Source organism: Clostridium sp. AF29-8BH (genome assembly GCF_003478145.1).
In the GTDB taxonomy this organism is placed as follows: Bacteria; Bacillota; Clostridia; order Lachnospirales; family Lachnospiraceae; genus Otoolea; species Otoolea fessa.
In genome coordinates this window covers 1-22,858 of the sequence record NZ_QUEL01000025.1, presented here as the reverse complement: position 1 = coordinate 22,858, position 22,858 = coordinate 1, and the positions used below count along the sequence as shown (strand labels likewise).

The following is a 22,858-nucleotide window of genomic DNA, read 5'->3' as shown; positions in this document are numbered from 1 at the left end:
GCTCATGGCACAGAAGAAAGAGACAGCAGTTGTATATAGTCAGGAAGAACTGGCACCTGGCATTTTCAGTATGTGGATCGTGACGGACATAGCGGACGAGGCAAGACCGGGACAGTTTATCTCGGTCTACAGCCAGGACGGTTCCAGACTTCTTCCGCGCCCGATCAGTATCTGCGAGGCAGATCCGGATGAAGGACGCCTGCGGATCGTATACCGGATTGCCGGTAAAGGAACGGATGAATTTTCCAAATATGTTTCCGGAGACTCGATCGACATCATGGGACCTCTGGGAAATGGTTTCCCGCAGGAGGGCGAAAATGTATTTCTGATCGGCGGCGGTATCGGTGTTCCGCCGATGCTTGAGATGGCGAAACAGTTAAACTGCGAAAAACAGATCATTTTAGGATACCGGGATGAAAATCTCTTCCTCCGGGATGAATTTGAGGCATATGGAGAAGTCTTTGTGGCGACCGAGGACGGAAGCGTCGGCACGAAGGGCAATGTCCTGGACGCGATCCGGGAGCAGAACCTGACGGCGGATGTGATCTACGCCTGCGGACCGACCCCGATGCTGCGCGCCATCAAGGAGTATGCGGCGGAAAAGGGAATCAAGTGCTATATTTCCCTGGAGGAGAAGATGGCATGTGGAATCGGCGCCTGTCTGGCATGTGTCTGCCAGTCGAAGGATGTAGACCACCACAGCAATGTACACAACAAGCGGATCTGCAAGGATGGTCCCGTATTTTTAGCCGAGGAGGTAGAATTATGAGACAGATGGCAGTCAATCTTGCGGGTGTAGAGCTTAAAAACCCGGTCATGACGGCATCCGGAACCTTTGGTTCAGGGGCAGAGTACGGCGAGATGGTCGATCTGAACAAGCTCGGCGCGGTTGTGACCAAGGGTGTGGCAAATGTGCCGTGGCCAGGCAATCCGACCCCGCGTATTGCGGAGGTGTACGGCGGCATGATCAACGCGATCGGCTTACAGAATCCGGGGTATGATTTATTTGCATCGAGGGATATCCCGTTTTTACGTCAGTATGATACGAAGATTATCGTCAATGTATGTGGAAAAACGACGGAAGATTACGTCGATGTAGTGGAAAAACTGGCGAGCCAGCCGGTCGATATGCTGGAGATCAACATTTCCTGCCCGAACGTCAAGGAGGGCGGCATCGCATTTGGACAGGATCCGAAGGCAGTGGAGGCGATCACCCGCGAGGTAAAACGCCATGCGAAACAGCCGATTATCATGAAGCTCAGCCCGAATGTTACCGACATCACGGAGATGGCGAAGGCAGCCGAGGCAGGCGGTGCGGATGTGCTGTCCCTGATCAACACACTGACTGGCATGAAGATCGATATTAACCGGAGAACCTTTGCGGTAGCCAACCGTACCGGCGGTCTGTCCGGTCCGGCAGTGAAACCAGTGGCAGTCCGCATGGTTTACCAGGTGGCGCAGGCGGTCAAGCTTCCGATCATCGGCATGGGCGGTATCATGAATGCGGACGATGCGATCGAATTTATTCTGGCAGGCGCAAGCGCGGTGGCAGTCGGTACGGCGAATTTCCATAATCCGTATGCGACGGAGGAGATCGTGAAGGGCATCGACGCCTACATGGAAAAATATGGCATTGAAGATATACATGAACTGATTGGTGCGGTTCGGTAAGATAGGAGAGTATGATGGAACAGTATAAGCAGGAATTTATCAATTTCATGGTAGAGAGCGAAGTGCTCAAGTTTGGCGAATTTACCTTAAAGAGCGGACGTAAATCTCCGTTCTTCATGAACGCGGGTGCATATGTAACCGGTACGCAGCTGCGCCGTCTGGGCGAGTATTACGCAAAGGCGATTCATGACAACTATGGTCTGGATTTCGATGTCCTGTTTGGACCGGCTTACAAGGGAATCCCGCTGGCAGTTGCCACCTCGATGGCGATCAGTGAGCTGTACGGCAAAGAAGTACGTTACTGCTCCAACCGGAAAGAGGTCAAGGATCACGGCGATACCGGCATCCTTCTGGGAAGCAAGTTAAAGGACGGCGACCGCGTCGTTATCATCGAGGATGTAACCACTTCCGGTAAATCCATCGAGGAGACATTCCCGATCCTCAAATCCCAGGCAGATGTGGAGATCAAAGGCCTGATGGTATCTTTAAACCGTATGGAGCGCGGCAAGGGAGAAAAGTGTGCGTTGGATGAGATCAAGGAACTGTACGGCTTCCCGACCGCTGCGATCGTATCGATGTCAGATGTCGTAGAGTGCCTGTACAACAAGGAGTGCCAGGGCAAGGTCGTGATCGATGATACACTGAAAGCAGCGATCGACGCATACTATGAGCAGTACGGTGCAAAATAGAGATTTGGTTCACGGAGCGGCATGCTTGAAATGGGAAATGCCATGCGACGGAGTGTAAGAAGGAGCGGATCGATATGGAAAAGATCTACAAAACGATGCAGGGAACCGGTGTGATTAATATCGTGATTGGAAGCGTGATCATCACGGTAGGGCTGGCAGCCGGTGTGATGGCGATCGTCAGCGGTGCGTTTTTACTGAAACGCAAATCAGATATTACATTCTAAAAATTGGATTTGAAACAGGGCAGATATGCCCAGTCGAAAGAGAAAAACCGTATGACCGGGGACGGTGTACGGTTTTTCTCATTTCTGGCAGTTTATGTGGGGAATTATGTGGAAACGGACAAAAACGCATCAGAAGGTGTGCTGGATATTCTTTGTCGCATACCTGGTGCTTCTTATATATTTTATGTTTTTTTCGGACGGATTCGGGCGCGCGCCGCATGTGGAGTATGCCTATAATCTCGTTTTATTTAAGGAAATCAAACGGTTTTATATTTATCGTGATATAGTGGGGACGGAAGCGTTCCTGTTAAATACGGCTGGCAACGTGGTGTGCTTCATGCCGTTTGGATTTTTCCTGCCGATCATCAGTCCGAGATTTGGAAAATGGTACCTGATGTTGATTCTGAGCTTCCTTCTGACTTTAAGCATCGAGACGATTCAGCTCGTATTCAAAGTGGGAAGTTTTGATGTGGATGATATGTTTTTAAATACGTTAGGTGGAATTGCTGGCTACCTCTGCCAGTGGATTACACGTGCAATTGGGAGGTGTCTGCATGGGACGTCAAACAGATAACCGGATTTCTTATATCCGCAAGCCGATGGCAGAACACGGCTATCTCTGCCTGGGACTGGCGGGAGTCGGTCTGCTGCTGTGCGTGGCAGGGATGGCATTCAGTGTCCGCAGCCAGGGCAATACGCCGGTCGGCGCGCTGTCGATGTGCTTTTCGAGCATATTATTTTCCGTGGCATCGCTGATGTACGGATGGAAATCTTTTAAAGAAGAAGAAAAAAATTATATATTCGCGAAATTGGTACGATTTTGTCGGGGCTTCTGGTCATCTGGTGGATTGTGACGATTTTGATTGGCATCCGGGGCTAAGAATGAATGGTTTTTATGCATGGCTTGCCTGGAATGCCGGACCAATGGAACGCCGGTAAGAGCCTTTGCGGCGGGCGTGGTTTGAAAGTGAAATTTGGCGATGGCAGAAGGAGGGAAATATCTGAACATGAAATATTGGGAACTTTTGAAAGAAGAAAATGAGGCGGTTGCGGAGCGCCATGAGCTCGCGATGGAGCGCATCGGCCATATGAAAGAAGAAGCGACGGTTGGCGAGCCATACCGGGCATTTTTTGAGCGCACCGTCCAGTTTATCGAGCTGATAGAAGAAACCTTCCAGAAACAGATGGATGGGACGCTGGCGACGATGAGCCAGGAAGAGGCGGCAGAATTTAACCGGACACTTTATGCGGATATACTTCCAGGGGCGTATGGGAAGAGCTTTGCGAACCCGGACTATGCGGCAAAAGAGCTGGGAGAGGACTATGGTCCGTGGCTGTCATTTCTCTATACGGAGATCCGCAGCGCGATCGTTTACGCCTATGAGAGCCGTCTGGTGGATGTGACGGTGTTGGAGGAACTGTTTATTGAGGTTTACAACCTGTTTGAGGGCGGGACGCCGGAGCTGGCGGAGCTTCGCGAGCCGCTTTATTATTTTGTCAGCGATTACTGTGACCGGATGCTTCCGTGGCGGGTGCGTGAGACGCTGGATCCGTCGCTGGATTTTGGAAAATCGATCATCATGGACAGTGATTTAAACGATCTGCGTTATCTGTACCGGTTTGGCGAATATATCTCGGAGACAGAGCTTGCGACGGCACGTTTTATGAATGAGCTGCCGGAGGAGACGGTACGCCGGATGGCAGATACCTACACAGAAGGCTACCGCAAGGGATTTGCGGCGACCGGACGCAGCTATGAGGGCAAGAAAACGGTGCAGATCCGTTACCACATCGGATTTGAGCGCATGATCCGGATGGCAGTGGAAAATTTCCGCGAACTCGGTCTGGAGCCGATCATTGCCCGAGCCTCCATCGGCACGGTGAACCGGATGGCGGCGCGCACGAACGGTTACTATGGCACACCGGCAAACCGCCAGTACGAGTATGATCACCGCTACGACAATGCGGTTTACCTGGACAAGGCCTTTCGTGAGCGGAAATTGTCTATTTTAAAGGTGGCATATGAGACATACAAGGATCTGGCGTCGGTATATGCCGGTCCGGCAGTTGTGGAAACCTTCGGCGAGGTCGGATTTGAGCCGGTCAATGCAGCAGCAGCCTTTTCTTTAAGTGAAAAACAGGAGAAACTGCTGTTATCCTACAGCAATGAGGCGATGCAGATTGTGGACGCGTATATTCCGGGGACGGAGACGAGCTTCACAATCATTGCATTCCCGCTTCCGGAGATCGGAGCGGAGTTTGAGGCGATTTTTAAGGAGACGATCCGCATCAATACGCTGGACTATGAGCTGTACCGCGACATCCAGCAGATCATGATCAACGAACTGGATCAGGCATCGCAAGTCCACATCAGCGGACGCGGCGGCAACCGTACCGATCTGACCGTACAGCTTCACACGCTTGCTGAGCCGACGAAACAGTCGAATTTCGAAAACTGTGTGGCGGATGTAAATATTCCGGTTGGAGAAGTCTTTACCTCCCCGCAGCTTGCTGGGACAAACGGGCTTCTGCATGTCGGCAGCGTCTATATCGGGGAATTTCAGTTCAAAGATCTGGAAATCCGGTTTGAAAATGGTATCGCTGTCTCCTATACCTGCAAAAACTTTGAGACGGAAGAGGAAAATAAGGCGTTAGTGAAACAGATGATCCTCAAAAACCATGAGACGCTGCCGATGGGCGAGTTTGCGATTGGCACCAACACAACTGCGTATGAGGTAGCGCTGCGCTACGGCATTCTCGACAAATTCCCGATTCTGATTGCCGAGAAGATGGGACCGCACTTTGCGGTAGGCGATACCTGCTACAGCTGGATGGAGGACTGCCCGGTCTTCAACCCGGATGGACGCGAGATGGTGGCGCGTGAGAATGAGATTTCAGCAAAACGCAAAGAAAACCCGCAGGAGGCATATTTTGGCTGCCATACGGACATTACAATCCCGTACTCCGAGCTGGATACGATCGAGGCGATTCATCCAGATGGAACGAGTGTAAAGATCATCGCGGGCGGACGGTTTGCGCTGTCGGGGACGGAGAAGCTGAATGAGCCGCTGGAAAAATAAAAAGAAAAAGTCATAGAAAACAGGTTTATTCTCATATAATCTCCTGAAAAGGGATTCCGGAGCAGCCGGATGGGAGATAGAATCAGAAAATGGATAGCCGTTCTGCTGGCAGGAAGTATACTGGTGATGATTCAGTTGGTTCCGGTCGGCGGGGCGGTTTTTGTTCGTGAAAACATAGAAAATAAAGAGATTCTGGGAGAGAAAGAGACTTCTCTACAACAGACCCTTCACGCCCGCGCCTGGGTTCTCATGGATGCGGACAGTGGGCGTATTCTGGCGGAGAAAGATGCGGATACCGCTTATCCGATGGCAAGCACGACGAAGATTCTGACCTGCATTCTCGCACTGGAACAGGGAAATCCCGATGACTGGGTCGGGGTATCAGAGAAAGCGGCCTCCATGCCGGATGTCCAGCTCAATATGCGGGCGGGGGAGCGGTACCGCCTATCGGATCTACTCTATTCCCTGATGCTGGAATCCCACAACGACAGCGCCGTGGCGGTGGCGGAGCACATCGGGGGAAGTGTGGAAGGATTTGCGGAGAAAATGAACCGGAAAGCGCGGGAGATAGGATGTAAGAATGTTTGTTTCGTGACACCGAACGGTCTGGACGTTGCGGATGAGGATGGAAACGAACACAGCGCTTCGGCGGCGGATATGGCGCGGATCATGCGCTACTGCGCGTTCCAGTCGCCGTGCCGCGAAACATTTCTGGAAATTACCCGTACGGCATCACGGACGATTCAGGATGAGTCGGGAAACCGTTCATTTTACCTGGCAAACCACAACGCGCTTTTAAGCCAGTGCGCGGAGGTGCTGTCGGGCAAGACAGGATTTACCGGGAAAGCCGGGTACTGTTATGTGGCGGCGTTAAAAAAAGAGGGAAAAGCATTTACGGTGGCGCTTCTTGGCTGCGGGTGGCCGCCGCACAAGACGTACAAATGGGCGGATATGCGGAAACTCGATCAGTATGCATTTGATACATATAACTGGTATGATATATTTGACCGGGAGAAAACATTTCCGGAGGTGGAGGTGAGGCGGGGCGTGAAAGGAACGACGGCGCTCACACTGAATTTGCCATCGGAAAAACAGACGTTTCTGATGCTTCTGCGCGCGGACGAGAAGCCAGACATCCGTTATGAGTACCCGACCGAGCTGGAAGCACCGGTTCATGAAGGACAGGAGGTCGGGCAGGCATCCTATTATATTAATGACGAGCAGGTGGCTGCTTATCCGATCTATGCGGCAGAAACAGTGGAGAAGATTGATTATGGGTGGTGTTTAAGACGATGCATTTCGTATTTTGAAACAGAATTCAGATCAATATGGCAAATTCCTGCTGCCACCACGTTTTCTTACGGCACTTTCGATTCCAAAAGTGCCTACCCGTGAACAGTAGCGATTTGTTCATAATAGTTTTACAAAAATCTGCTTTATTTTGCTGGTTAATTTTGTTATAACTATAGATAGTGTGAATTACTGAGAATCATGAAAAGGATGTATTTTTTGCATAGAAAAATATTTCCAATCAGGACTCAAACAAGGATCCGGACACGGAAACGTGGAAGGAGAAAGAGAGGCACGGAGGATGAAACAGACATCACTGAGCAGAGAACAGGGGCTTGCGCTCCTTCGCAAGTATAATAAAGAACCATTTCATATTTTACATGGACTGACCGTGGAGGGCGTCATGGAGTGGTATGCTGAGCAGCTGGGATACGGGGACGAAAAAGCATTCTGGGGCATGGCAGGACTGCTGCATGACATTGATTTTGAACTTTATCCGGAAGAACACTGCGAGCGGGCACCGGAGCTTCTGCGCGACGGAGGCGCAGAGGAAGATTTAGTCCATGCGGTTGTCAGCCACGGCTACGGCATACGGGTGGATGTGGCTCCGGAACATGAGATGGAAAAGGTGTTGTTTGCAGCCGATGAGCTGACAGGGCTTATCTGGGCGGCGGCGAAGATGCGCCCGTCCAAGAGCACCAAGGACATGGAGCTTTCAAGTCTTAAGAAGAAATTTAAGGACAAGAAATTTGCGGCTGGATGTTCCAGAGATGTGATCCGCCGCGGGGCAGAGCAGCTTGGCTGGGAATTAGACAAATTGATGGAACAGACGATTCTCGCCATGCGTTCCTGTGAGGATCGGGTCAACAAAGAGATGGAGGAACTGGAGTTTTGAGAGAAAATAAACCAATGAAACTGTTGTCGGTAGCGATTCCGTGTTACAATTCGGCGGCATATATGCGTAACTGCATCGAATCCCTGCTGCCAGGCGGCGATGAGGTGGAGATCCTGATCGTGGATGACGGTTCCACAAAAGATAATACGGCGGAGATTGCCGATGAGTATGAGAGAAACTATCCGGGAATTTGCCGGGCGATTCATCAGGAAAACGGTGGTCACGGCGAGGCCGTCAATGCGGGACTGCGCAATGCGACGGGCGTCTATTATAAGGTCGTGGACAGCGATGACTGGGTCAACGAAGAGGCATATATGGAGGTTCTGGATACGCTGCGCAAATTTGTCCATGACAATGTGACGCTGGATATGCTGATTACCAACTTCGTTTATGAAAAACAGGGCGCAAAACACAAAAAGGTCATGAACTACAACATGGCGCTCCCAAAACGCCAGCTCATCGACTGGAACGGTGCAAGAGGCTTCCGCCTGGGACAGTATATCCTGATGCACTCGGTTATTTACCGAGTAGAAATGCTTCGAAGCTGCGGTCTGGAATTGCCGAAGCACACATTCTATGTGGATAACATTTTCGTTTACCAGCCGCTTCCGCACGTAAAATCCATGTACTATCTGGATGTGAATTTCTACCGCTATTTTATCGGACGCGATGACCAGTCGGTCAACGAAAAGGTTATGATCGGTCGTATCGACCAGCAGATTCTTGTTACGAAGCTGATGTTAGGATATTATGATGTGACGAAGATTAAAAATCCGAAGCTGCGTCACTACATGGTCCGTTATCTGGAGATTATGATGACGGTTACCTCGATTTTGGCGATTCGCTCGGAGACAGAGGAAAATCTGAAGAAGAAAAAAGAACTGTGGCAGTATCTGAAACAGCAGAACTTCACGTTATATATGCGCCTGCGTTGGGGGTTCCTCGGACAGGGCGTAAACCTGCCGGGAAAAGGCGGACGGAAGGTGTCGATCGCCTGCTATAAGATTTCGCAGAAGTTTTATGGGTTTAACTAGAAATCCATTATAAAAATTGAAATAATATGGATTAGAAAACGAAATCAAATCTATCATAAAAGTGAAATTAAAAGATCCGATCGTCTGGAAAGTCGAGTGTTTCCAGATGGTCGGATTTTCTGATTCTATGTCAATCATTAGATATGATTCGATAAGGGATTACCACGTGATGAATGTTAGAAACCTAGTTTTCGTAACGGCTGCGGCAGGGGGGATTTATCGCAGATAAAAAGCTGGCACCTGTCATACTTTGGCGCCAGCTTATGTTTACTTGTCTTGAGAAATCCTTTAGCGAATATATTCCGGTTCGTTCTCTGTCTCTTCCTGCGTGCTTCCCGCATATACTAACGGATAGATAGCTGCGCTTAAAAGAATCGCGCCTGCGACGTCCAGAACCGAGTGCTGCTTCAGCGAGACAGTTGCCATGCAGATAGCGACCATCAGGATACCGGAAAGAATCCGGATTACTTTGTGCTTTTTCAGAGATTCACTCTTCATGACCGCGATGTGGGTTCCGATGGAGTTGTACACGTGGATGCTCGGAAATACATTCGTGTTTGTATCAGCCTGGTGGAGCATATAGACCAGACGGGAACAGAGATTCCTGTCCGGATCTACGACCGTCCGCAGGTCAGTTCCATTCGGGAACAGGGTGCAGATTAAGAGTGACAGCGTCATGCCGGTAAATAAAAATGCACATAACCGGTAATATTCTTCTTTGTTCTTGAAGAACAGGTATGCAATCGCAGCGGTCACATAGGCGAACCACAGTAAATATGGGATGACGAAGTATTCATTAAACGGAATCATATCATCCAGCGATGAGTGCATGATATGGTAATTGGAGGTCACGGTTTTTTCCAGATGCATAAACCACGGAAGATAGATAAATCCGTATCCCAGAATCCATATATGCCCGTATTTCTTCAGGAGTTCCTTCAGAAAATGTTTCATATCAATCAACCTCGATTTTCTTTTTATCATAAATAAATTAACATTATTTTAACATCTCTCCAAGTTCGTCTGATTATAGCACACTCACCCGCCAACTTCAAGGCTAAATAGGGATTGTTATAAATATTAAGAAAAAGGTTATGGAATGTGAAATTTGTTAAACAAAAATTTTATGGATGGACAGGGACGTTAAGTAAAATAAAAACAGCTTGCTCAACTGCAAGCTGCTTCATCAATAGCGAGAGGGGGATTCGAACCCTCGACACCGCGGGTATGAACCGCGTGCTCTAGCCAACTGAGCTATCTCGCCATATTAAATTTTAAAAAGTGGGACCTACAGGGCTCGAACCTGTGACCCTCTGCTTGTAAGGCAGATGCTCTCCCAGCTGAGCTAAGATCCCAGATAAAATAGCGAGAGGGGGATTCGAACCCTCGACACCGCGGGTATGAACCGCGTGCTCTAGCCAACTGAGCTATCTCGCCATATTAAATTTAGAAAAGTGGGACCTACAGGGCTCGAACCTGTGACCCTCTGCTTGTAAGGCAGATGCTCTCCCAGCTGAGCTAAGATCCCGCTGACACTCGCACAAATCACGACTGCTTTGCAAGTATAATATAAATTTTCAAGATTGTCAACACTTTTGAGAAAATAATTTATAGAAATTTTCTTATCATTTAAAAGGAAGTATGGTATACTTATCTCATGCAAAATTGTAATGGCGCTGTATCCTGTGACAGGTATTCTGGCAGGGTAAAAGATAAAATATAACGCCCCAGCAGGGGAGTTTCTGTATTTTCGGAAAGCAGGGGACGTTATGGCAAAATATGAGGATGGAGTAATGTATTATTTCATTATTAATCCCGCTTCACAGAGTGGCCGCGGCTATAAGATATGGAAGAAAATAGAGCAGCGGCTTGTGCGGGACGGGGTTGAGTATCAGCATATTTGACAGAATATGCGGGGCAGGCGACAGAGTATGCAAGGAAGCTGACGTCCCACTGCAAGGAGGCACGGGTGATTGTGGTCGTGGGCGGTGACGGGACGATGAATGAGGTCGTGGACGGAATCGTTTCCTGCGACATGGTGACGCTGGGCTATATTCCGGTGGGAACAGGCAGTGATCTGGCGCGCGGGCTCCGGCTTTCGAGAAGACCAATGCGCGGACTGCGCCGGATTTTTAGGGCGCGGCGGATCCGGCAGATCGATTATGGTGTGATTGCATATGGCGATGATGTGCTCCGACATCGGCGTTTTATTGTCAGCGCGGGGATCGGGCTGGATGCGGAAGTATGCCAGCATATGCAGCGTTCGGCGATCAAAAATATCTGCAACCGGATTCATCTGCGGCGATTGTCGTACCGGATACTGGGATTTATACAGTATTTGAAGGCGAAACCGATCCGGGGGTATATTTTGCTCGATGGAACGCGCCGGGTGGAATTTAATTATATTTATTTTATCAGTGCACAGATTCAACCCTGCGAGGGCGGCGGATTCTGGTTTGCGCCGAAGGCGGACAGCAGCGACGGCAACCTGGAGGTCTGCATTGTCAGCCATGCCTCGAAGCGGCAGGTGCTTGGAACCCTGCTCCGGGCGTTGTTCCGGCGCTCCCACAACCGGGGGCTGCGGTGCTTCAGTTGCCGGGAGGTCCAGATCTACACGGAACGCCCGATGGCAGTTCACGTGGACGGCGAGAGCTGTCAGTACCAGAGCAATCTGGAAGTCCGCTGTATTGAACGTAAATTAAAAATTGTTGGATAAGTGTATATTTTTCAAAAGTATAAAATAATTTATCAAATAAAGTAACTGCGGGCAGTCCGGACAGTTACAAAATGACCAAGAAAGGAACTGGAATACGATGAGAATAGGACAGGGATATGATGTGCATAAACTTGTTCCGGATCGGGAACTGATTTTAGGCGGCGTGACGATCCCGTATGAGAAGGGGCTGTTAGGACATTCGGATGCGGATGTGCTGGTGCATGCGGTGATGGATGCGCTCTTAGGGGCGGCGGCACTGGGCGACATCGGACAGCATTTTCCGGACACGGATCCGGCATATGAGGGTGCGTCGAGCATCGAACTTCTGAAAAAGGTAGGGAAACTTCTGCAGGAACGCGGCTATGTGATTGAAAATATCGATGCCACGATCATTGCGCAGCGCCCGAAGCTGGCTGCATACCGCCCACAGATGGCAGAAAATATTGCAGATGCGCTGGGGCTTCCGGTCAGCCGTGTGAGTGTCAAGGCGACGACCGAGGAAGGGCTTGGTTTTACAGGCAGCGGCGAGGGCATTTCCTCACAGGCGATTACCCTGTTGACGGAAGTGGAGAATTACTGTTATGATAGTGAAATGATGACGCAGGCAGCGGCTTGCGGTGGATGCGGCGGCTGTGGCGGCTGTCAGGCAGCACCGGAAGCAGATTTAAAATAGAAGAGGAGTAATGAGGTTATGAAAATTTTCAACACATTGTCCCGCAGAAAAGAGGAGTTTGTGCCGATCGAACCGGGCAAGGTTAAGATGTATGTGTGCGGACCGACCGTTTACAATTTTATTCATATTGGAAATGCAAGACCGATGATCGTATTTGATACGGTTCGCCGATATTTTGAGTACAAAGGATACGAAGTAAACTATGTATCTAACTTTACTGATGTGGATGACAAGATCATCAGGAAAGCCATCGAGGAGGGCGTGGATGCGGAGACGATCTCCAAGCGTTATATCGCAGAGTGCAAAAAAGATATGGAGATGATGAACGTCAAACCGGCGACGAAGAATCCGCAGGCGACTCAGGAGATCGGCGGTATGATCGAGATGATCAATACGCTGATCGAAAAAGGACATGCGTATGTGGCAGCTGACGGCACGGTTTATTTCCGCACCAAATCCTTTAAAGAGTACGGAAAACTGTCCCATAAAAATCTGGACGATCTGCAGTCCGGCTTCCGTGAGATCAAGGTAACCGGCGAGGAAGGCAAGGAAGATCCGACCGATTTCGTTCTCTGGAAACCGAAAAAAGAAGGAGAGCCGTTCTGGGAGTCTCCGTGGTGCCAGGGCCGTCCAGGCTGGCATATCGAGTGCTCCGAGATGTCCAAGAAATACCTTGGCGAGTCCATCGATATCCATGCGGGCGGAGAGGATCTGATCTTCCCGCACCATGAAAATGAGATCGCGCAGAGCGAGTGCGCGAACGGCAAGACCTTTGCCAACTACTGGATGCACAACGCATTCTTAAATATTGATAACCGCAAGATGTCCAAATCTCTTGGAAACTTCTTTACCGTGCGTGAGATCAGTGAGAAATACGATTTGCAGGTTCTGCGTCTCTTCATGCTGAGCGCCCAGTACCGCAGCCCACTCAATTTCAGCGCGGATTTGATGGAAGCTTCGAAAAACAGCTTAGAGCGCATCCGCACTGCGGCAGAGCATCAGGCAGACTGCCTGAAAGCAGCGAAAGAGGGCGAGATGACGGCAGAGGAGAGGCAGAATCAGGCAGCAGTCGAGGAGTTGGTTCAGAAGTTCGAGACGGCGATGGACGATGATTTCAACACCGCAGATGCGATTTCAGCTATTTTTGAGATTGTACGCCTGAGCAACTCCACGATTTCGGAAGCATCGACGAAGGCATACGTTTCCTATGTCAAAGAGACGATGGACAAACTCTGCGATGTGCTCGGTATTATCACGGAGAAGAAGGAAGAGATTCTGGACAGCGAAGTAGAAGACTTGATCGCAAAACGCCAGCAGGCGAGAAAAGACAAGAATTTCGCACTGGCAGATGAGATCCGTGGACAGCTTCTCGATATGGGAATTATTCTGGAAGATACGAGAGAGGGCGTCAAATGGAAACGGGCTTAAATGCGTTTAAGGAAGCGCTGCATTTAAAACATGTTGAGGCGGGGGAGTATTCCCCGCTGGCGCTGGCGTATATCGGCGATGCGGTCTATGAGCTGGCGATCCGCACCCTTGTCATGAACCGCGGCAATATGCAGGTCAACAAGATGCACAAGAAGACGGCGAACCTGGTCAAGGCGGACGCACAGGCACATTTTTATCTGCTTCTGGAGGAAGAGCTGACGGATGCGGAGAAGGCGGCATACCGACGCGGACGCAATGCGAAATCTTTTACGATGCCGAAGCACGCGACGATGAAGGATTACCGGATGGCGACCGGATTTGAGGCGCTGATGGGCTATCTCTATCTGACCGAGCAGTTTGACAGGATGGCAGAACTTCTGGGAAAAGGGCTGGAACAGATGGGAGAATTAATATCGTTATAAATCATGATGAGGAAAATAGATGGAACAGGAAAATAAGCAGGAAAATAGATTTGAAGAGACGATGATCGAAGGCAGAAACGCCGTTTTAGAGGCATTCCGTTCGGGCAAGACGGTGGATAAGCTGTTTGTGCTGGATGGCTGCCAGGATGGACCGGTCAAGACGATCACGAGAGAGGCAAAAAAGCAGAATACGATCATCCACTATGTGGCGAAGGAGAGACTCGACCAGCTTTCTGAGACCGGCAAGCATCAGGGCGTGATTGCACAGGCAGCGGCATACCGCTATGCAGAGGTGGAAGATATGCTAAAGCTGGCAGAAGAGAAAGGCGAGCCGCCGTTTCTCTTTATTCTGGATGGCATTGAGGATCCGCACAATCTGGGTGCGATCATCCGTACTGCCAATCTGGCAGGCGCACATGGCGTGATTATCCCGAAACGCCGCGCAGTGGGACTGACATCGACGGTTGCGAAGACCTCGGCGGGAGCGCTGAATTATACGCCGGTAGCGAAGGTAACCAATATTTCAGCCACGATCGAGGAGCTGAAAGAGAGAGGACTCTGGTTTGTCTGTGCCGATATGGGAGGAGAGAGCATGTACCGCCTCGACTTAAAAGGACCGATCGGTCTGGTGATTGGCAATGAGGGCGAAGGTGTCAGCCGTCTGGTGCGGGAAAAATGTGATTTCATCGCATCGATCCCGATGAAGGGAGATATCGACTCCCTGAACGCATCGGTGGCAGCTGGCGTGCTGGCATATGAGATTGTGCGTCAGAGAATGATGTAGGGTAAGTGAAGGTTATCGGTCAACTGATTCCGCTGCTCCCCTCCCCGTTGGAATCATATAGAAATATGAAAAGATAGGAAATGAGAATCGGATGTCTGCGAATGAAAACGGAGGCATCCGATGAAAAAAACGGGAAATTTAAAAAAATAAAAAAAATTCAAAAAAACCGTTGACAAAACGATTGTATCATGATAAACTAATCGAGCTTAGAGATGAGCCAAAAACAAAAAGATGCTGCTGTAGCACAGTCGGTAGTGCGTCGCATTGGTAGTGCGGAGGTCACGGGTCCGATTCCCGTCAGCAGCTCTGCTAGAAAAGAACGGAAGCCTTTGATTTACAAGGGTTTCTGTTTTTTTATTCTCTACTTGCAATTCATTCCAGTTGTGCTATAATGATAACAGTTTGGACGGGGACATAGCTCAGCTGGGAGAGCGTTGCGTTCGCAACGCAAAGGTCGCGGGTTCGAATCCCGTTGTCTCCATGATAGAGAAAGGCTTGAAAACATTGGTTTTTCCTTTGTTTTCAAGCCTTTTTTGTGTTTTTAAGATTTCAAGCGGAACAAAATATTCCGTTATAGGTACACACTTTTCGGTACAAGGATCACACGAAAGATCACACGGACTTTCAGTATCGATGAATTTGCCGCACATTTTTTCTAAAAGAACTTTCGAAAAAATTCAAAAAAATAAAAAAAACTCTTCCATTTTGAACTACCCTATGTTATAATAAACACACTTGTGAGTCAGAAAGACAAGCAAGCGGGCATGGCGGAATTGGCAGACGCGCCAGATTTAGGTTCTGGTACGAGAGTGTGCAGGTTCAAGTCCTGTTGCCCGCACTAGAAATTACGCAGAAGTGGCGGAATTGGCAGACGCGCACGGTTCAGGTCCGTGTGATGGCAACATCATGAGGGTTCAAGTCCCTTCTTCTGCATGATTAGCTGTAGAACCTGAGTGCAGCGTGGAACTCCCAGAGATGATTTCTCCGGGAGTTTTTCTTTTTCTATAAAATGAATCAAAAAGGGGCAGACGCGCAAGCGAAAGCCCCTTTTGTAATTCGGATTTGTAATATAAATCAAAAAATTAGAATTTCTGAAATTCTTCTACATTTATTACAAATACGGTTGCTCCGCCGACTTTCATGTTCATCGGAACGGTCATATTAACGGTCGGGCAGCAGTTTCCGGCCATGGTCGGCGGCGTGTATACAAGCTGCTCGCGGGCACCGGACATTTTTTTGATGATGGAGATGGCGTCCTCGACGCGTTCATCTTCGACACCGAGCATCAGGGTTGTACTTTTCTTTTTCAGAAAGCCGCCCATCGTGGAAAGCTTGGTGACAAAGAAGGAGTGCTGGTTTAATTCATATACTAAATCATCGGCGTCCTCACTGCCAATGATTGCGATAATCATTTTCATAAGCGGTACCTCCTGAAAAATTTTCTATTATTGTACCATTAATTTATGAAAATGGAAATAAAAAAATGAGAAATTTATGTTAAAATATAAATGATTATGATGCTTGCAGGTGAGAATTTTTTGGACTGAAAATTCCATCTGCCGCAGGAATGGCGACAGATTTGCGGGATGAGAGAAAGGCAGAAGTATGATTCGAAATATAGTATTTGATATGGGAATGGTTTTACTGGAGTATGATCCGGTCAAGGTGTGCTGGGAGTACACAGATAATCCGGAGGATGTGGAGTGGATGCGCCGCGAATTGTTTGATTCGAAGGAGTGGTCGCTTTTAGACGAGGGAACGCTGACGGATGCACAGGCGCTGGAGCGGGTGCAGAAACGCCTGCCAAATGAACATTTGCGCTGGCTGGCGAAGGAAAGTCTGGAACACTGGCATGAGTACAACATCTGGCAAAGCCGGGGATGGGAGAGCTGGTGAAGGAACTGAAAGAAAAGGGCTGCGGCATCTACCTCTGCTCGAATTGTTCCGTGCGCCTGCGTGTGTTCGAGCAGGAGATTCCGGGCATTGAATATTTTGATGGCACGCTTGTCTCAGCGGAGGAGAAGCTGGCGAAGCCGAATCCGGCGATCTATGAGAGATTGTTTGAAAAATTTCATCTCAAAGCGGAAGAATGCTTTTTCATCGATGACCGTCAGGATAACATCGACAGCGCGAAGGGCTGCGGCATGGATGGTTACTGTTTTGCGGACGGGAATGTGGAGAGGCTACGGGCGTACATGGGGAAGATGGAAATATTATAGAAAAGCAGTGCAAGGTGTCCGATAAAAAGATTATTTTCCTAAAAAACACCGGGAGAGTCATAAGCTGATGAAAAGAAAGTGAAAAGGTTTTGGAATCAGGTACTTATGGTCTAAAAAAAATACAAAATCAGAAAGAAATTTGATTGATAATAATATCACAATATGAGATAATGAAGAAGAATGGGGAAAGATGCATTTTTAGTAAATTCCCCTGGAAGATGCATGTGAACAGGCAGTTTTTTGACCGGGAATCTCCGGTGAAAGGCTGCGTCTGTTTTATAACGGATAGTGAGGAGGTCATTATATGAGAGTATCGATTTGTATCGGAAGTGCCTGTCATCTGAAAGGATCCCGCGAGGTAATCCAGAAGCTGCAGAAGCTGGTTTCAGAGAATCATCTGGACAGTGAGGTGGATTTAAATGGAGATTTCTGCAGCGGCAACTGCCGTAAAGGTGTCTGTGTGACGGTAGATGGAGAACTGTATTCCGTAAAACCGGAGACAACGGAAGAATTTTTCCAGAAGGAGATTCTGGGACGCCTGAACGCGTAATCGTTTACATATAACGGCAAAAAGAGAGGGAGAGTCTATGCCGATTATTGATTTTAAGGCGACGATGTGTAAGCATTGTTATAAATGTGTGCGGGGCTGCGAAGTGAAATCAATCATGATCCGGGATGGTCATGCATATATCATGCCAAATCGCTGTATTCTCTGTGGGCAGTGCCTTTTGAACTGCCCGCAGTCGGCAAAACGTGTTCCGAGCGAACTTTCCAAGGTCAAAAAGCTGATTGAGAGCGGCGCACCGGTTATTGCATCGCTGTCGTCTTCCTATATGGGGGTTCTGCCGTATAAAAAGCGGGGGCAGGTCAAGTCAGCATTAAAAAAGCTGGGATTTACGAATGTTTGTGATGCGGCGGAGGGCGCCGCGCTGGCGACGGAAGAGTATGTCCGTTTATTAGAGCAGGGCGAGATGAAAAATATCATCACAACTGCCTGTCCGAGTATCGTGAACCTGATTGAGATTCATTATCCGGAACTGATCAAATATCTGGCACCGGTGCTGATTCCGTCGGGGATCCATACGCGCATGCTGCACGCGGAGTTCGGCGAGGCGGCGAAGGTGGTTGTGATCGGACCGTGTATCGCGGAAAAAGAGAAAAACAGGGTTGTGAAGCCCGATGCAGTCCTCACATTTGAGGATTTAAAACAGTGGTTGTCAGAGGAACAGATCGAGATCGAAGCATGTGAGGAAGAACCATTCGAAGATCGTGAACCGGGCGCGAATCTGCGTTATCCGGTCAGCGGCGGACTGCTTACGGCGGTGACGGCGACCCAGAAGAAACCGGACAAGTACCGCAAGTTCTACGTCAGCGGCGTGAAGGACTGCCTGGATGTCTGTGAGGCGATGAAAACCGGCGAGGTGGCTGGCTGTTTCATCGAGATGAACGCCTGTCATGGAGGCTGTGTCAATGGACCGTCCACGGCGACCTCAGTGTCGAGTTTTAAAGTTAAGCTGGATCTGGAAGCGATGCTTCCGAAGGAACCGGCAGATCTATCCCTGATGCATGAGGCGGCGCGCCAGGTGGAGATTCACCGGACGTTTGTGGATCGTTCCCAGAAGGAGCGGATTCCGACCGAGGAAGAGATCCGGGAGATCTTGAAAAAGACGGGCAAGATGACGCCGGAGCAGGAATTAAACTGTGGTGCGTGCGGTTATCCGACCTGCCGGGAGAAGGCGATCGCTGTTTTCCAGAAAAAGGCGGAGGTCGATATGTGTATTCCGTACCTGCATGACCGGGCGCAGTCGCTGTCCCATCTGGTGATGGATACGTCCCCGAACCTGATCATGATCATCGACGATGATATGCGGATTCGGGAGTGTTCGGTGGCGGCAGAAATGTATTTCGGCGTCAAACCGGAGGCGATCAAGGGAAAACCGCTGGAGGACTTTATCAACGCCGAGGATGTACGCGAGGTATTCCGGACGCACACAAGCGTCCACAGCCGGAAGGTGATCTATCCGGATCGGAATCTTGTGACGCTTCAAAACATTGCGTATATCGATGACGGCAATTTTGTCATTGCCACGATCATTGATGTGACGCGCGAGGAAAAACAGGCAAAACAGGAATATGCCAAGAAAAAGGCGACCATTGATCTGGCACAGAATGTCATTTACAAACAGATGATGGTTGCACAGAATATTGCCGGACTCCTGGGTGAGACGACGGCGGAGACGAAGACAACCCTGATGAAGCTTTGTTCCCTGATTGACGATGAGAGCGAAAGTGAGGTCCGATAAATGGGAGTAACCGTAGATGTCACGTTTAAAAGTCTGAATAAGTATTCAGAGATCCTGTGCGGCGATACGGTAGAGTGCCTGAAAACGAAAGATTCGGACGTTATCATTCTGGCGGACGGCATGGGAAGCGGCGTCAAGGCGAATATTCTTTCGACGCTGACGGCAAAGATTCTGGGTACGATGTTTTTAAATGGAGCCACGCTGGAGGAATGTGTGGAGACGATTGTGCAGACGCTTCCGATCTGTCAGACGAGACAGGTGGCGTATGCGACGTTCTCGATTCTCCAGATTTTCAACAACGGCGAGGTATATTTAGTTGAATATGATAACCCGCGATGCATTTTTTTGCGCTGTGGTCATGTGGTGGAGCTGCAGAAATACAAGCGTCTCGTCAAGGACAAGGAGATCAGCGAGTGCCGGTTCCAGGTTCAGAAGGGTGATGCGCTGGTACTTGTCAGCGACGGCGTGACGCACGCGGGAGTCGGAAAGAGCGGCAAATATAAATTTGGCTGGCCGTGGGAGTCGGTGGCAGAGTTTGTTTCGGAACAATGCCTGACCTCTCTTTCGTCGGCACGTATGGCGGCGGCACTCTGTGCGGAATGCAGCCAGATTTACGAGGGAAAACCGGGCGATGATACGACGGTTGTGGTAGCCCGGATCATTGACCGGAAACCGGTCAACCTGATGACGGGACCGCCGCTCGACCGCAACGACGATGAGACGATCACGGCGGATTTTATGAAAGATGAGTCGGCAAAGCACATTGTATCGGGCGGAACCAGCGCGACGATCCTGTCGCGGGAGCTGGGACGACCGCTGCGGGTATCAATGGATTACAGCGACCCGGATATTCCGCCGATCGCTTTTATGGAAGGCATCGATCTGGTGACGGAGGGAGTCCTGACGCTGCGAAAAGCGATCGAACTTCTGAAACGCTATCTGATCGAATGCGATTTAAGTTCTGAGTTTTTCAGCGAGTTGGACAAGAAAAATGGTGCGTCCATGATCGCGAAGATTTTGATAGAAGACTGCACGGAATTACATATGTTTGTGGGAACGGCGGCGAACAGCGCCTACCAGAATCCAGGGCTGGCGTTTGATCTGGGAATCCGCCAGAACCTGGTCAAACAGCTAAAAGAAGCAGTCGAAGGTATGGGAAAGAAAGTTACGGTAACGTATTATTAATAAGGAGGATAAACCATGGTAACGAATGACGCGACAATTCTGCGCATCAAACATGAGATACTTTATGAGGTAGCAAAGCTTGCCTGGAATGATCAGTTAGAGGACGGAAGAGACGATATTCCGTACAAAATCAGCCCTGGTCCGCAGGCACAGTACCGCTGCTGTGTATACAAGGAGAGAGAGATTGTCCGCCAGAGAATCCGTCTGGCAGAAGGTAAATGTCCGTCTGACCGCAATACAAACAACGTCGTACAGGTTATCAATGCAGCCTGTGAGGAGTGCCCGATTGCGTCCTACACAGTCACCGATAACTGCCGTAAATGTATGGGTAAAGCCTGCCAGAACTCCTGTCCGTTTGGAGCGATCAGCATGGGAAATACCAAGGCGCACATCGACCCAGATAAATGCCGCGAGTGCGGAAAGTGTTCCCAGGCATGCCCATACAATGCGATTGCCCATCTGGAGCGCCCGTGTAAGAAGGTCTGCCCAGTGGATGCGATTACCTACGATGAGTATGGTGTATGTGTGATCGATGAGAAAAAATGTATCCAGTGTGGCGCCTGCATCCATTCCTGCCCGTTCGGTGCGATCGGTTCCAAGACCTTCATGGTCGATGTGATCCGCCTGATCAACGCAGGCAAAAAGGTCGTAGCGATGCTGGCACCGGCGACCGAAGGCCAGTTTGGACCGGACATCACGTTTGCAAGCTGGAAAACAGCTTTAAAGAAGATTGGATTTGCAGATATGATCGAGGTTGGTCTGGGCGGCGATATGACCGCGGCAGCCGAGGCGGAAGAGTGGGCGGAAGCTTACAAAGAGGGCAAGAAGATGACGACCTCCTGCTGTCCGGCATTTGTCAACATGATCAAACAGCATTTCCCACAGCTGCTTGACAATATGTCCACGACGGTTTCCCCGATGTGTGCGATCTCCCGTATGCTGAAGGCGCAGGATCCGGAGGTTGTCACTGTCTTTATCGGACCGTGTATCGCGAAGAAGAGCGAGACGCTGGATCTGAATATCCAGGGCAATGCGGACTATGCGATGACTTACGGAGAGATCCGTGCGATGATGCGGGCGAAAGATGTAAATCTGGAGCCGGAAGAGAACAGCATGCAGGAAGCCAGTGTATTTGGAAAACGCTTCGGCAATGGCGGCGGCGTAACAGCGGCGGTATTAGAATGTCTGAAAGAGTCTGGTGAGAATACCGATATCAAGGTAGCGCGCTGCAACGGTGCGGCTGAGTGTAAGAAAGCCCTTCTTCTTCTGAAAGTGGGACGTCTGCCGGAGGACTTCATCGAGGGTATGGCGTGCGTCGGCGGCTGTGTCGGCGGACCGAGCAAGCACAAAGCCGAGATGGAGGCGAAGAAGTCGAGAGACAAACTCATCGCCGAGGCAGATGCAAGAGAAGTACATGAGAACCTGAAGGCGTATGATATGTCGTCGTTCTCGATGCATCGGCATTGATGTGGGATACTCTTGGGAGAATGTGGCTGAGATAAAATAAATAGGAATTTATCTCAGTCTAGAAGACTCCCACCTCTTCAGGTGGTGAGTAATGGCAAATTTGTCTCAGTGGGAGTCCAATCTCCGAATGAGATAAACGCTCCGCGAGGATGCGCAGTGATTCTGATAGGAATATGTCAGCTTTGCTGACCAGAATCACGCGCCAAGTCTCACGGATGTTCGACTTGAAATATGAGTTAGTGGGAAAGTGCCTGCTCTGGAAAATGAAATTTGGAATATGAATTTTATTTTCTGGGGCGGGCATTTTTCGTTGTGAAAATTCCAAAAGAGTTCTTGCATTTAGAGAATAGATGTGTTAGACTCAATATATCTTATCGAAATGAACTGCGGTCGCAGGTGGTTTCGTTCTAATTTATCTTTTTATTCTGGTAATTTGTGAGGTGCGTTTCGCACAGAATTCGATGATTTAGGAAAATTTGGGAGAATCGGATAACTGTATCGTTATAAAAAATGTGCAATATATTATATGATATATGCAATGCAAAATGAAAGCTTTTTATATACAGAAAGAACCGCTGTCTGACTCAGAGTGAGAGTGTGTTTTGAATCAAATTAGAACTTATATAGTTACTGTTCACAGGTAGGCACTTTTGGAACCGAAAGTGCCGTAGAAAACGTGGTGGCAGCAGGAATTTGCCGTATTTAAATGCGAAGCCACGGCAAATTCCGTTACTGGGCACGTATGCGTGAACAGTAACAAACCCTTTATTTTACGGGA

The 22,858-nt window shown here is 49.4% G+C and carries 24 protein-coding genes and 8 tRNA genes; 26 read left to right on the top strand and 6 right to left on the bottom strand.

All coding sequences use genetic code 11. The annotated features are described in order from the left end of the window. Positions 1-4 precede the first annotated feature (4 nt). The 10 genes from DWZ16_RS12935 (at position 5) to DWZ16_RS12895 (ending at position 8,883) form a co-directional block, all read left to right on the top strand. Positions 5-769, top strand: a complete 765-nt coding sequence (locus tag DWZ16_RS12935) for a dihydroorotate dehydrogenase electron transfer subunit (protein WP_118491581.1) — start codon at positions 5-7, stop codon at positions 767-769. Next, positions 766-1,671: a dihydroorotate dehydrogenase gene (locus DWZ16_RS12930; protein ID WP_022359363.1), complete on the top strand. Its 906-nt coding sequence runs from the start codon at positions 766-768 to the stop codon at positions 1,669-1,671. The genes DWZ16_RS12935 and DWZ16_RS12930 overlap by 4 nt, the downstream gene beginning before the upstream one ends. A gap of 14 nt (positions 1,672-1,685) precedes the next feature. Continuing rightward, positions 1,686-2,360, top strand: coding sequence for an orotate phosphoribosyltransferase (gene pyrE, locus DWZ16_RS12925; protein ID WP_107000484.1), 675 nt, complete (start codon positions 1,686-1,688; stop codon positions 2,358-2,360). Between the two features lie 74 nt (positions 2,361-2,434). Further along, positions 2,435-2,584: a hypothetical protein gene (locus DWZ16_RS15585; protein ID WP_022359365.1), complete on the top strand. Its 150-nt coding sequence runs from the start codon at positions 2,435-2,437 to the stop codon at positions 2,582-2,584. A 106-nt stretch (positions 2,585-2,690) separates the two neighbouring features. After that, positions 2,691-3,158, top strand: a complete 468-nt coding sequence (locus DWZ16_RS12920) for a VanZ family protein (protein WP_107000974.1) — start codon at positions 2,691-2,693, stop codon at positions 3,156-3,158. After that, positions 3,139-3,438, top strand: coding sequence for a hypothetical protein (locus DWZ16_RS12915; protein WP_243015231.1), 300 nt, complete (start codon positions 3,139-3,141; stop codon positions 3,436-3,438). Before DWZ16_RS12920 ends, DWZ16_RS12915 begins: the two co-directional genes overlap by 20 nt. A gap of 153 nt (positions 3,439-3,591) precedes the next feature. Further along, the gene (locus tag DWZ16_RS12910) at positions 3,592-5,664 is read left to right on the top strand and encodes an aminopeptidase (RefSeq protein WP_118522991.1); all 2,073 of its coding nucleotides are present in this window, start codon (positions 3,592-3,594) and stop codon (positions 5,662-5,664) included. A gap of 69 nt (positions 5,665-5,733) precedes the next feature. Next, positions 5,734-7,059 carry a D-alanyl-D-alanine carboxypeptidase family protein gene (locus DWZ16_RS12905; RefSeq protein WP_118522990.1) on the top strand — a complete coding sequence of 442 codons (1,326 nt, stop codon included), beginning with the start codon at positions 5,734-5,736 and terminating at the stop codon, positions 7,057-7,059. Positions 7,060-7,255: 196 nt separating this feature from the next. Continuing rightward, a complete protein-coding gene (locus DWZ16_RS12900) occupies positions 7,256-7,849 on the top strand; it encodes a hydrolase (protein ID WP_118468127.1) in 594 nt (197 codons plus the stop codon). A gap of 14 nt (positions 7,850-7,863) precedes the next feature. Beyond that, positions 7,864-8,883: a glycosyltransferase family 2 protein gene (locus DWZ16_RS12895; RefSeq protein ID WP_118472153.1), complete on the top strand. Its 1,020-nt coding sequence runs from the start codon at positions 7,864-7,866 to the stop codon at positions 8,881-8,883. A 288-nt stretch (positions 8,884-9,171) separates the two neighbouring features. On the opposite strand, the gene DWZ16_RS12890 is transcribed toward DWZ16_RS12895, so the two are convergent. The 5 genes from DWZ16_RS12890 to DWZ16_RS12870 form a co-directional block, all read right to left on the bottom strand. Beyond that, positions 9,172-9,837, bottom strand: coding sequence for a phosphatase PAP2 family protein (locus tag DWZ16_RS12890; RefSeq protein ID WP_118522996.1), 666 nt, complete (start codon positions 9,835-9,837; stop codon positions 9,172-9,174). Between the two features lie 236 nt (positions 9,838-10,073). Continuing rightward, positions 10,074-10,147: transfer RNA gene (locus DWZ16_RS12885), tRNA-Met, on the bottom strand. Between the two features lie 18 nt (positions 10,148-10,165). Beyond that, a tRNA-Val gene (locus tag DWZ16_RS12880) sits at positions 10,166-10,238 on the bottom strand. A gap of 8 nt (positions 10,239-10,246) precedes the next feature. Next, positions 10,247-10,320 (bottom strand) — tRNA-Met (locus tag DWZ16_RS12875). 18 nt (positions 10,321-10,338) lie between these two features. After that, positions 10,339-10,411 (bottom strand) — tRNA-Val (locus DWZ16_RS12870). 241 nt (positions 10,412-10,652) lie between these two features. On the opposite strand from DWZ16_RS12870, the gene DWZ16_RS17015 reads away from it, so the two are divergent. The 10 genes from DWZ16_RS17015 (at position 10,653) to DWZ16_RS12825 (ending at position 15,839) form a co-directional block, all read left to right on the top strand. Beyond that, positions 10,653-10,787 carry a hypothetical protein gene (locus tag DWZ16_RS17015; RefSeq protein WP_412693784.1) on the top strand — a complete coding sequence of 45 codons (135 nt, stop codon included), beginning with the start codon at positions 10,653-10,655 and terminating at the stop codon, positions 10,785-10,787. Continuing rightward, positions 10,784-11,599: a diacylglycerol kinase family protein gene (locus DWZ16_RS12865; protein ID WP_243022028.1), complete on the top strand. Its 816-nt coding sequence runs from the start codon at positions 10,784-10,786 to the stop codon at positions 11,597-11,599. The genes DWZ16_RS17015 and DWZ16_RS12865 overlap by 4 nt, the downstream gene beginning before the upstream one ends. A gap of 97 nt (positions 11,600-11,696) precedes the next feature. Beyond that, complete coding sequence (gene ispF, locus DWZ16_RS12860) at positions 11,697-12,272, top strand: 2-C-methyl-D-erythritol 2,4-cyclodiphosphate synthase (RefSeq protein ID WP_118522989.1); 576 nt, start codon at positions 11,697-11,699, stop codon at positions 12,270-12,272. Between the two features lie 18 nt (positions 12,273-12,290). Further along, on the top strand, positions 12,291-13,700 hold the full coding sequence (cysS, locus tag DWZ16_RS12855; RefSeq protein ID WP_118522988.1) for a cysteine--tRNA ligase: 1,410 nt from the start codon (positions 12,291-12,293) through the stop codon (positions 13,698-13,700). Continuing rightward, a complete protein-coding gene (locus DWZ16_RS12850; RefSeq protein WP_107000477.1) occupies positions 13,685-14,122 on the top strand; it encodes a Mini-ribonuclease 3 in 438 nt (145 codons plus the stop codon). Before cysS ends, DWZ16_RS12850 begins: the two co-directional genes overlap by 16 nt. Positions 14,123-14,141: 19 nt before the next feature. Then, positions 14,142-14,906, top strand: a complete 765-nt coding sequence (gene rlmB / locus DWZ16_RS12845; protein ID WP_022358985.1) for a 23S rRNA (guanosine(2251)-2'-O)-methyltransferase RlmB — start codon at positions 14,142-14,144, stop codon at positions 14,904-14,906. Positions 14,907-15,139: 233 nt separating this feature from the next. Beyond that, positions 15,140-15,212, top strand: a tRNA-Thr gene (locus DWZ16_RS12840). A 102-nt stretch (positions 15,213-15,314) separates the two neighbouring features. After that, positions 15,315-15,387 (top strand) — tRNA-Ala (locus DWZ16_RS12835). 277 nt (positions 15,388-15,664) lie between these two features. After that, positions 15,665-15,744: transfer RNA gene (locus DWZ16_RS12830), tRNA-Leu, on the top strand. An 11-nt stretch (positions 15,745-15,755) separates the two neighbouring features. Next, positions 15,756-15,839: transfer RNA gene (locus DWZ16_RS12825), tRNA-Leu, on the top strand. Positions 15,840-15,988: 149 nt separating this feature from the next. On the opposite strand, the gene DWZ16_RS12820 is transcribed toward DWZ16_RS12825, so the two are convergent. Then, on the bottom strand, positions 15,989-16,324 hold the full coding sequence (locus DWZ16_RS12820) for a cyclic-di-AMP receptor (RefSeq protein WP_022358984.1): 336 nt from the start codon (positions 16,322-16,324) through the stop codon (positions 15,989-15,991). Positions 16,325-16,511: 187 nt separating this feature from the next. Between DWZ16_RS12820 and DWZ16_RS17010 the strand changes: the two genes are divergently transcribed. The 6 genes from DWZ16_RS17010 to DWZ16_RS12795 all read left to right on the top strand — a co-directional run bounded on the left by DWZ16_RS17010 (position 16,512) and on the right by DWZ16_RS12795 (position 22,080). After that, positions 16,512-16,802, top strand: a complete 291-nt coding sequence (locus DWZ16_RS17010) for a hypothetical protein (RefSeq protein ID WP_243024609.1) — start codon at positions 16,512-16,514, stop codon at positions 16,800-16,802. Next, entirely contained in the window at positions 16,799-17,125 is a 327-nt protein-coding gene (locus tag DWZ16_RS17005; protein ID WP_412693783.1) for an HAD-IA family hydrolase, read from the top strand. The genes DWZ16_RS17010 and DWZ16_RS17005 overlap by 4 nt, the downstream gene beginning before the upstream one ends. 304 nt (positions 17,126-17,429) lie before the next feature. Next, positions 17,430-17,675 carry a (2Fe-2S) ferredoxin domain-containing protein gene (locus tag DWZ16_RS12810; protein WP_022358982.1) on the top strand — a complete coding sequence of 82 codons (246 nt, stop codon included), beginning with the start codon at positions 17,430-17,432 and terminating at the stop codon, positions 17,673-17,675. A 37-nt stretch (positions 17,676-17,712) separates the two neighbouring features. After that, entirely contained in the window at positions 17,713-19,428 is a 1,716-nt protein-coding gene (locus tag DWZ16_RS12805) for a [Fe-Fe] hydrogenase large subunit C-terminal domain-containing protein (protein ID WP_118522987.1), read from the top strand. Further along, positions 19,429-20,613, top strand: a complete 1,185-nt coding sequence (locus DWZ16_RS12800; RefSeq protein WP_118522986.1) for a SpoIIE family protein phosphatase — start codon at positions 19,429-19,431, stop codon at positions 20,611-20,613. Between the two features lie 15 nt (positions 20,614-20,628). Then, positions 20,629-22,080 carry a 4Fe-4S dicluster domain-containing protein gene (locus DWZ16_RS12795; RefSeq protein WP_118522985.1) on the top strand — a complete coding sequence of 484 codons (1,452 nt, stop codon included), beginning with the start codon at positions 20,629-20,631 and terminating at the stop codon, positions 22,078-22,080. Positions 22,081-22,858: the final 778 nt, after the last annotated feature.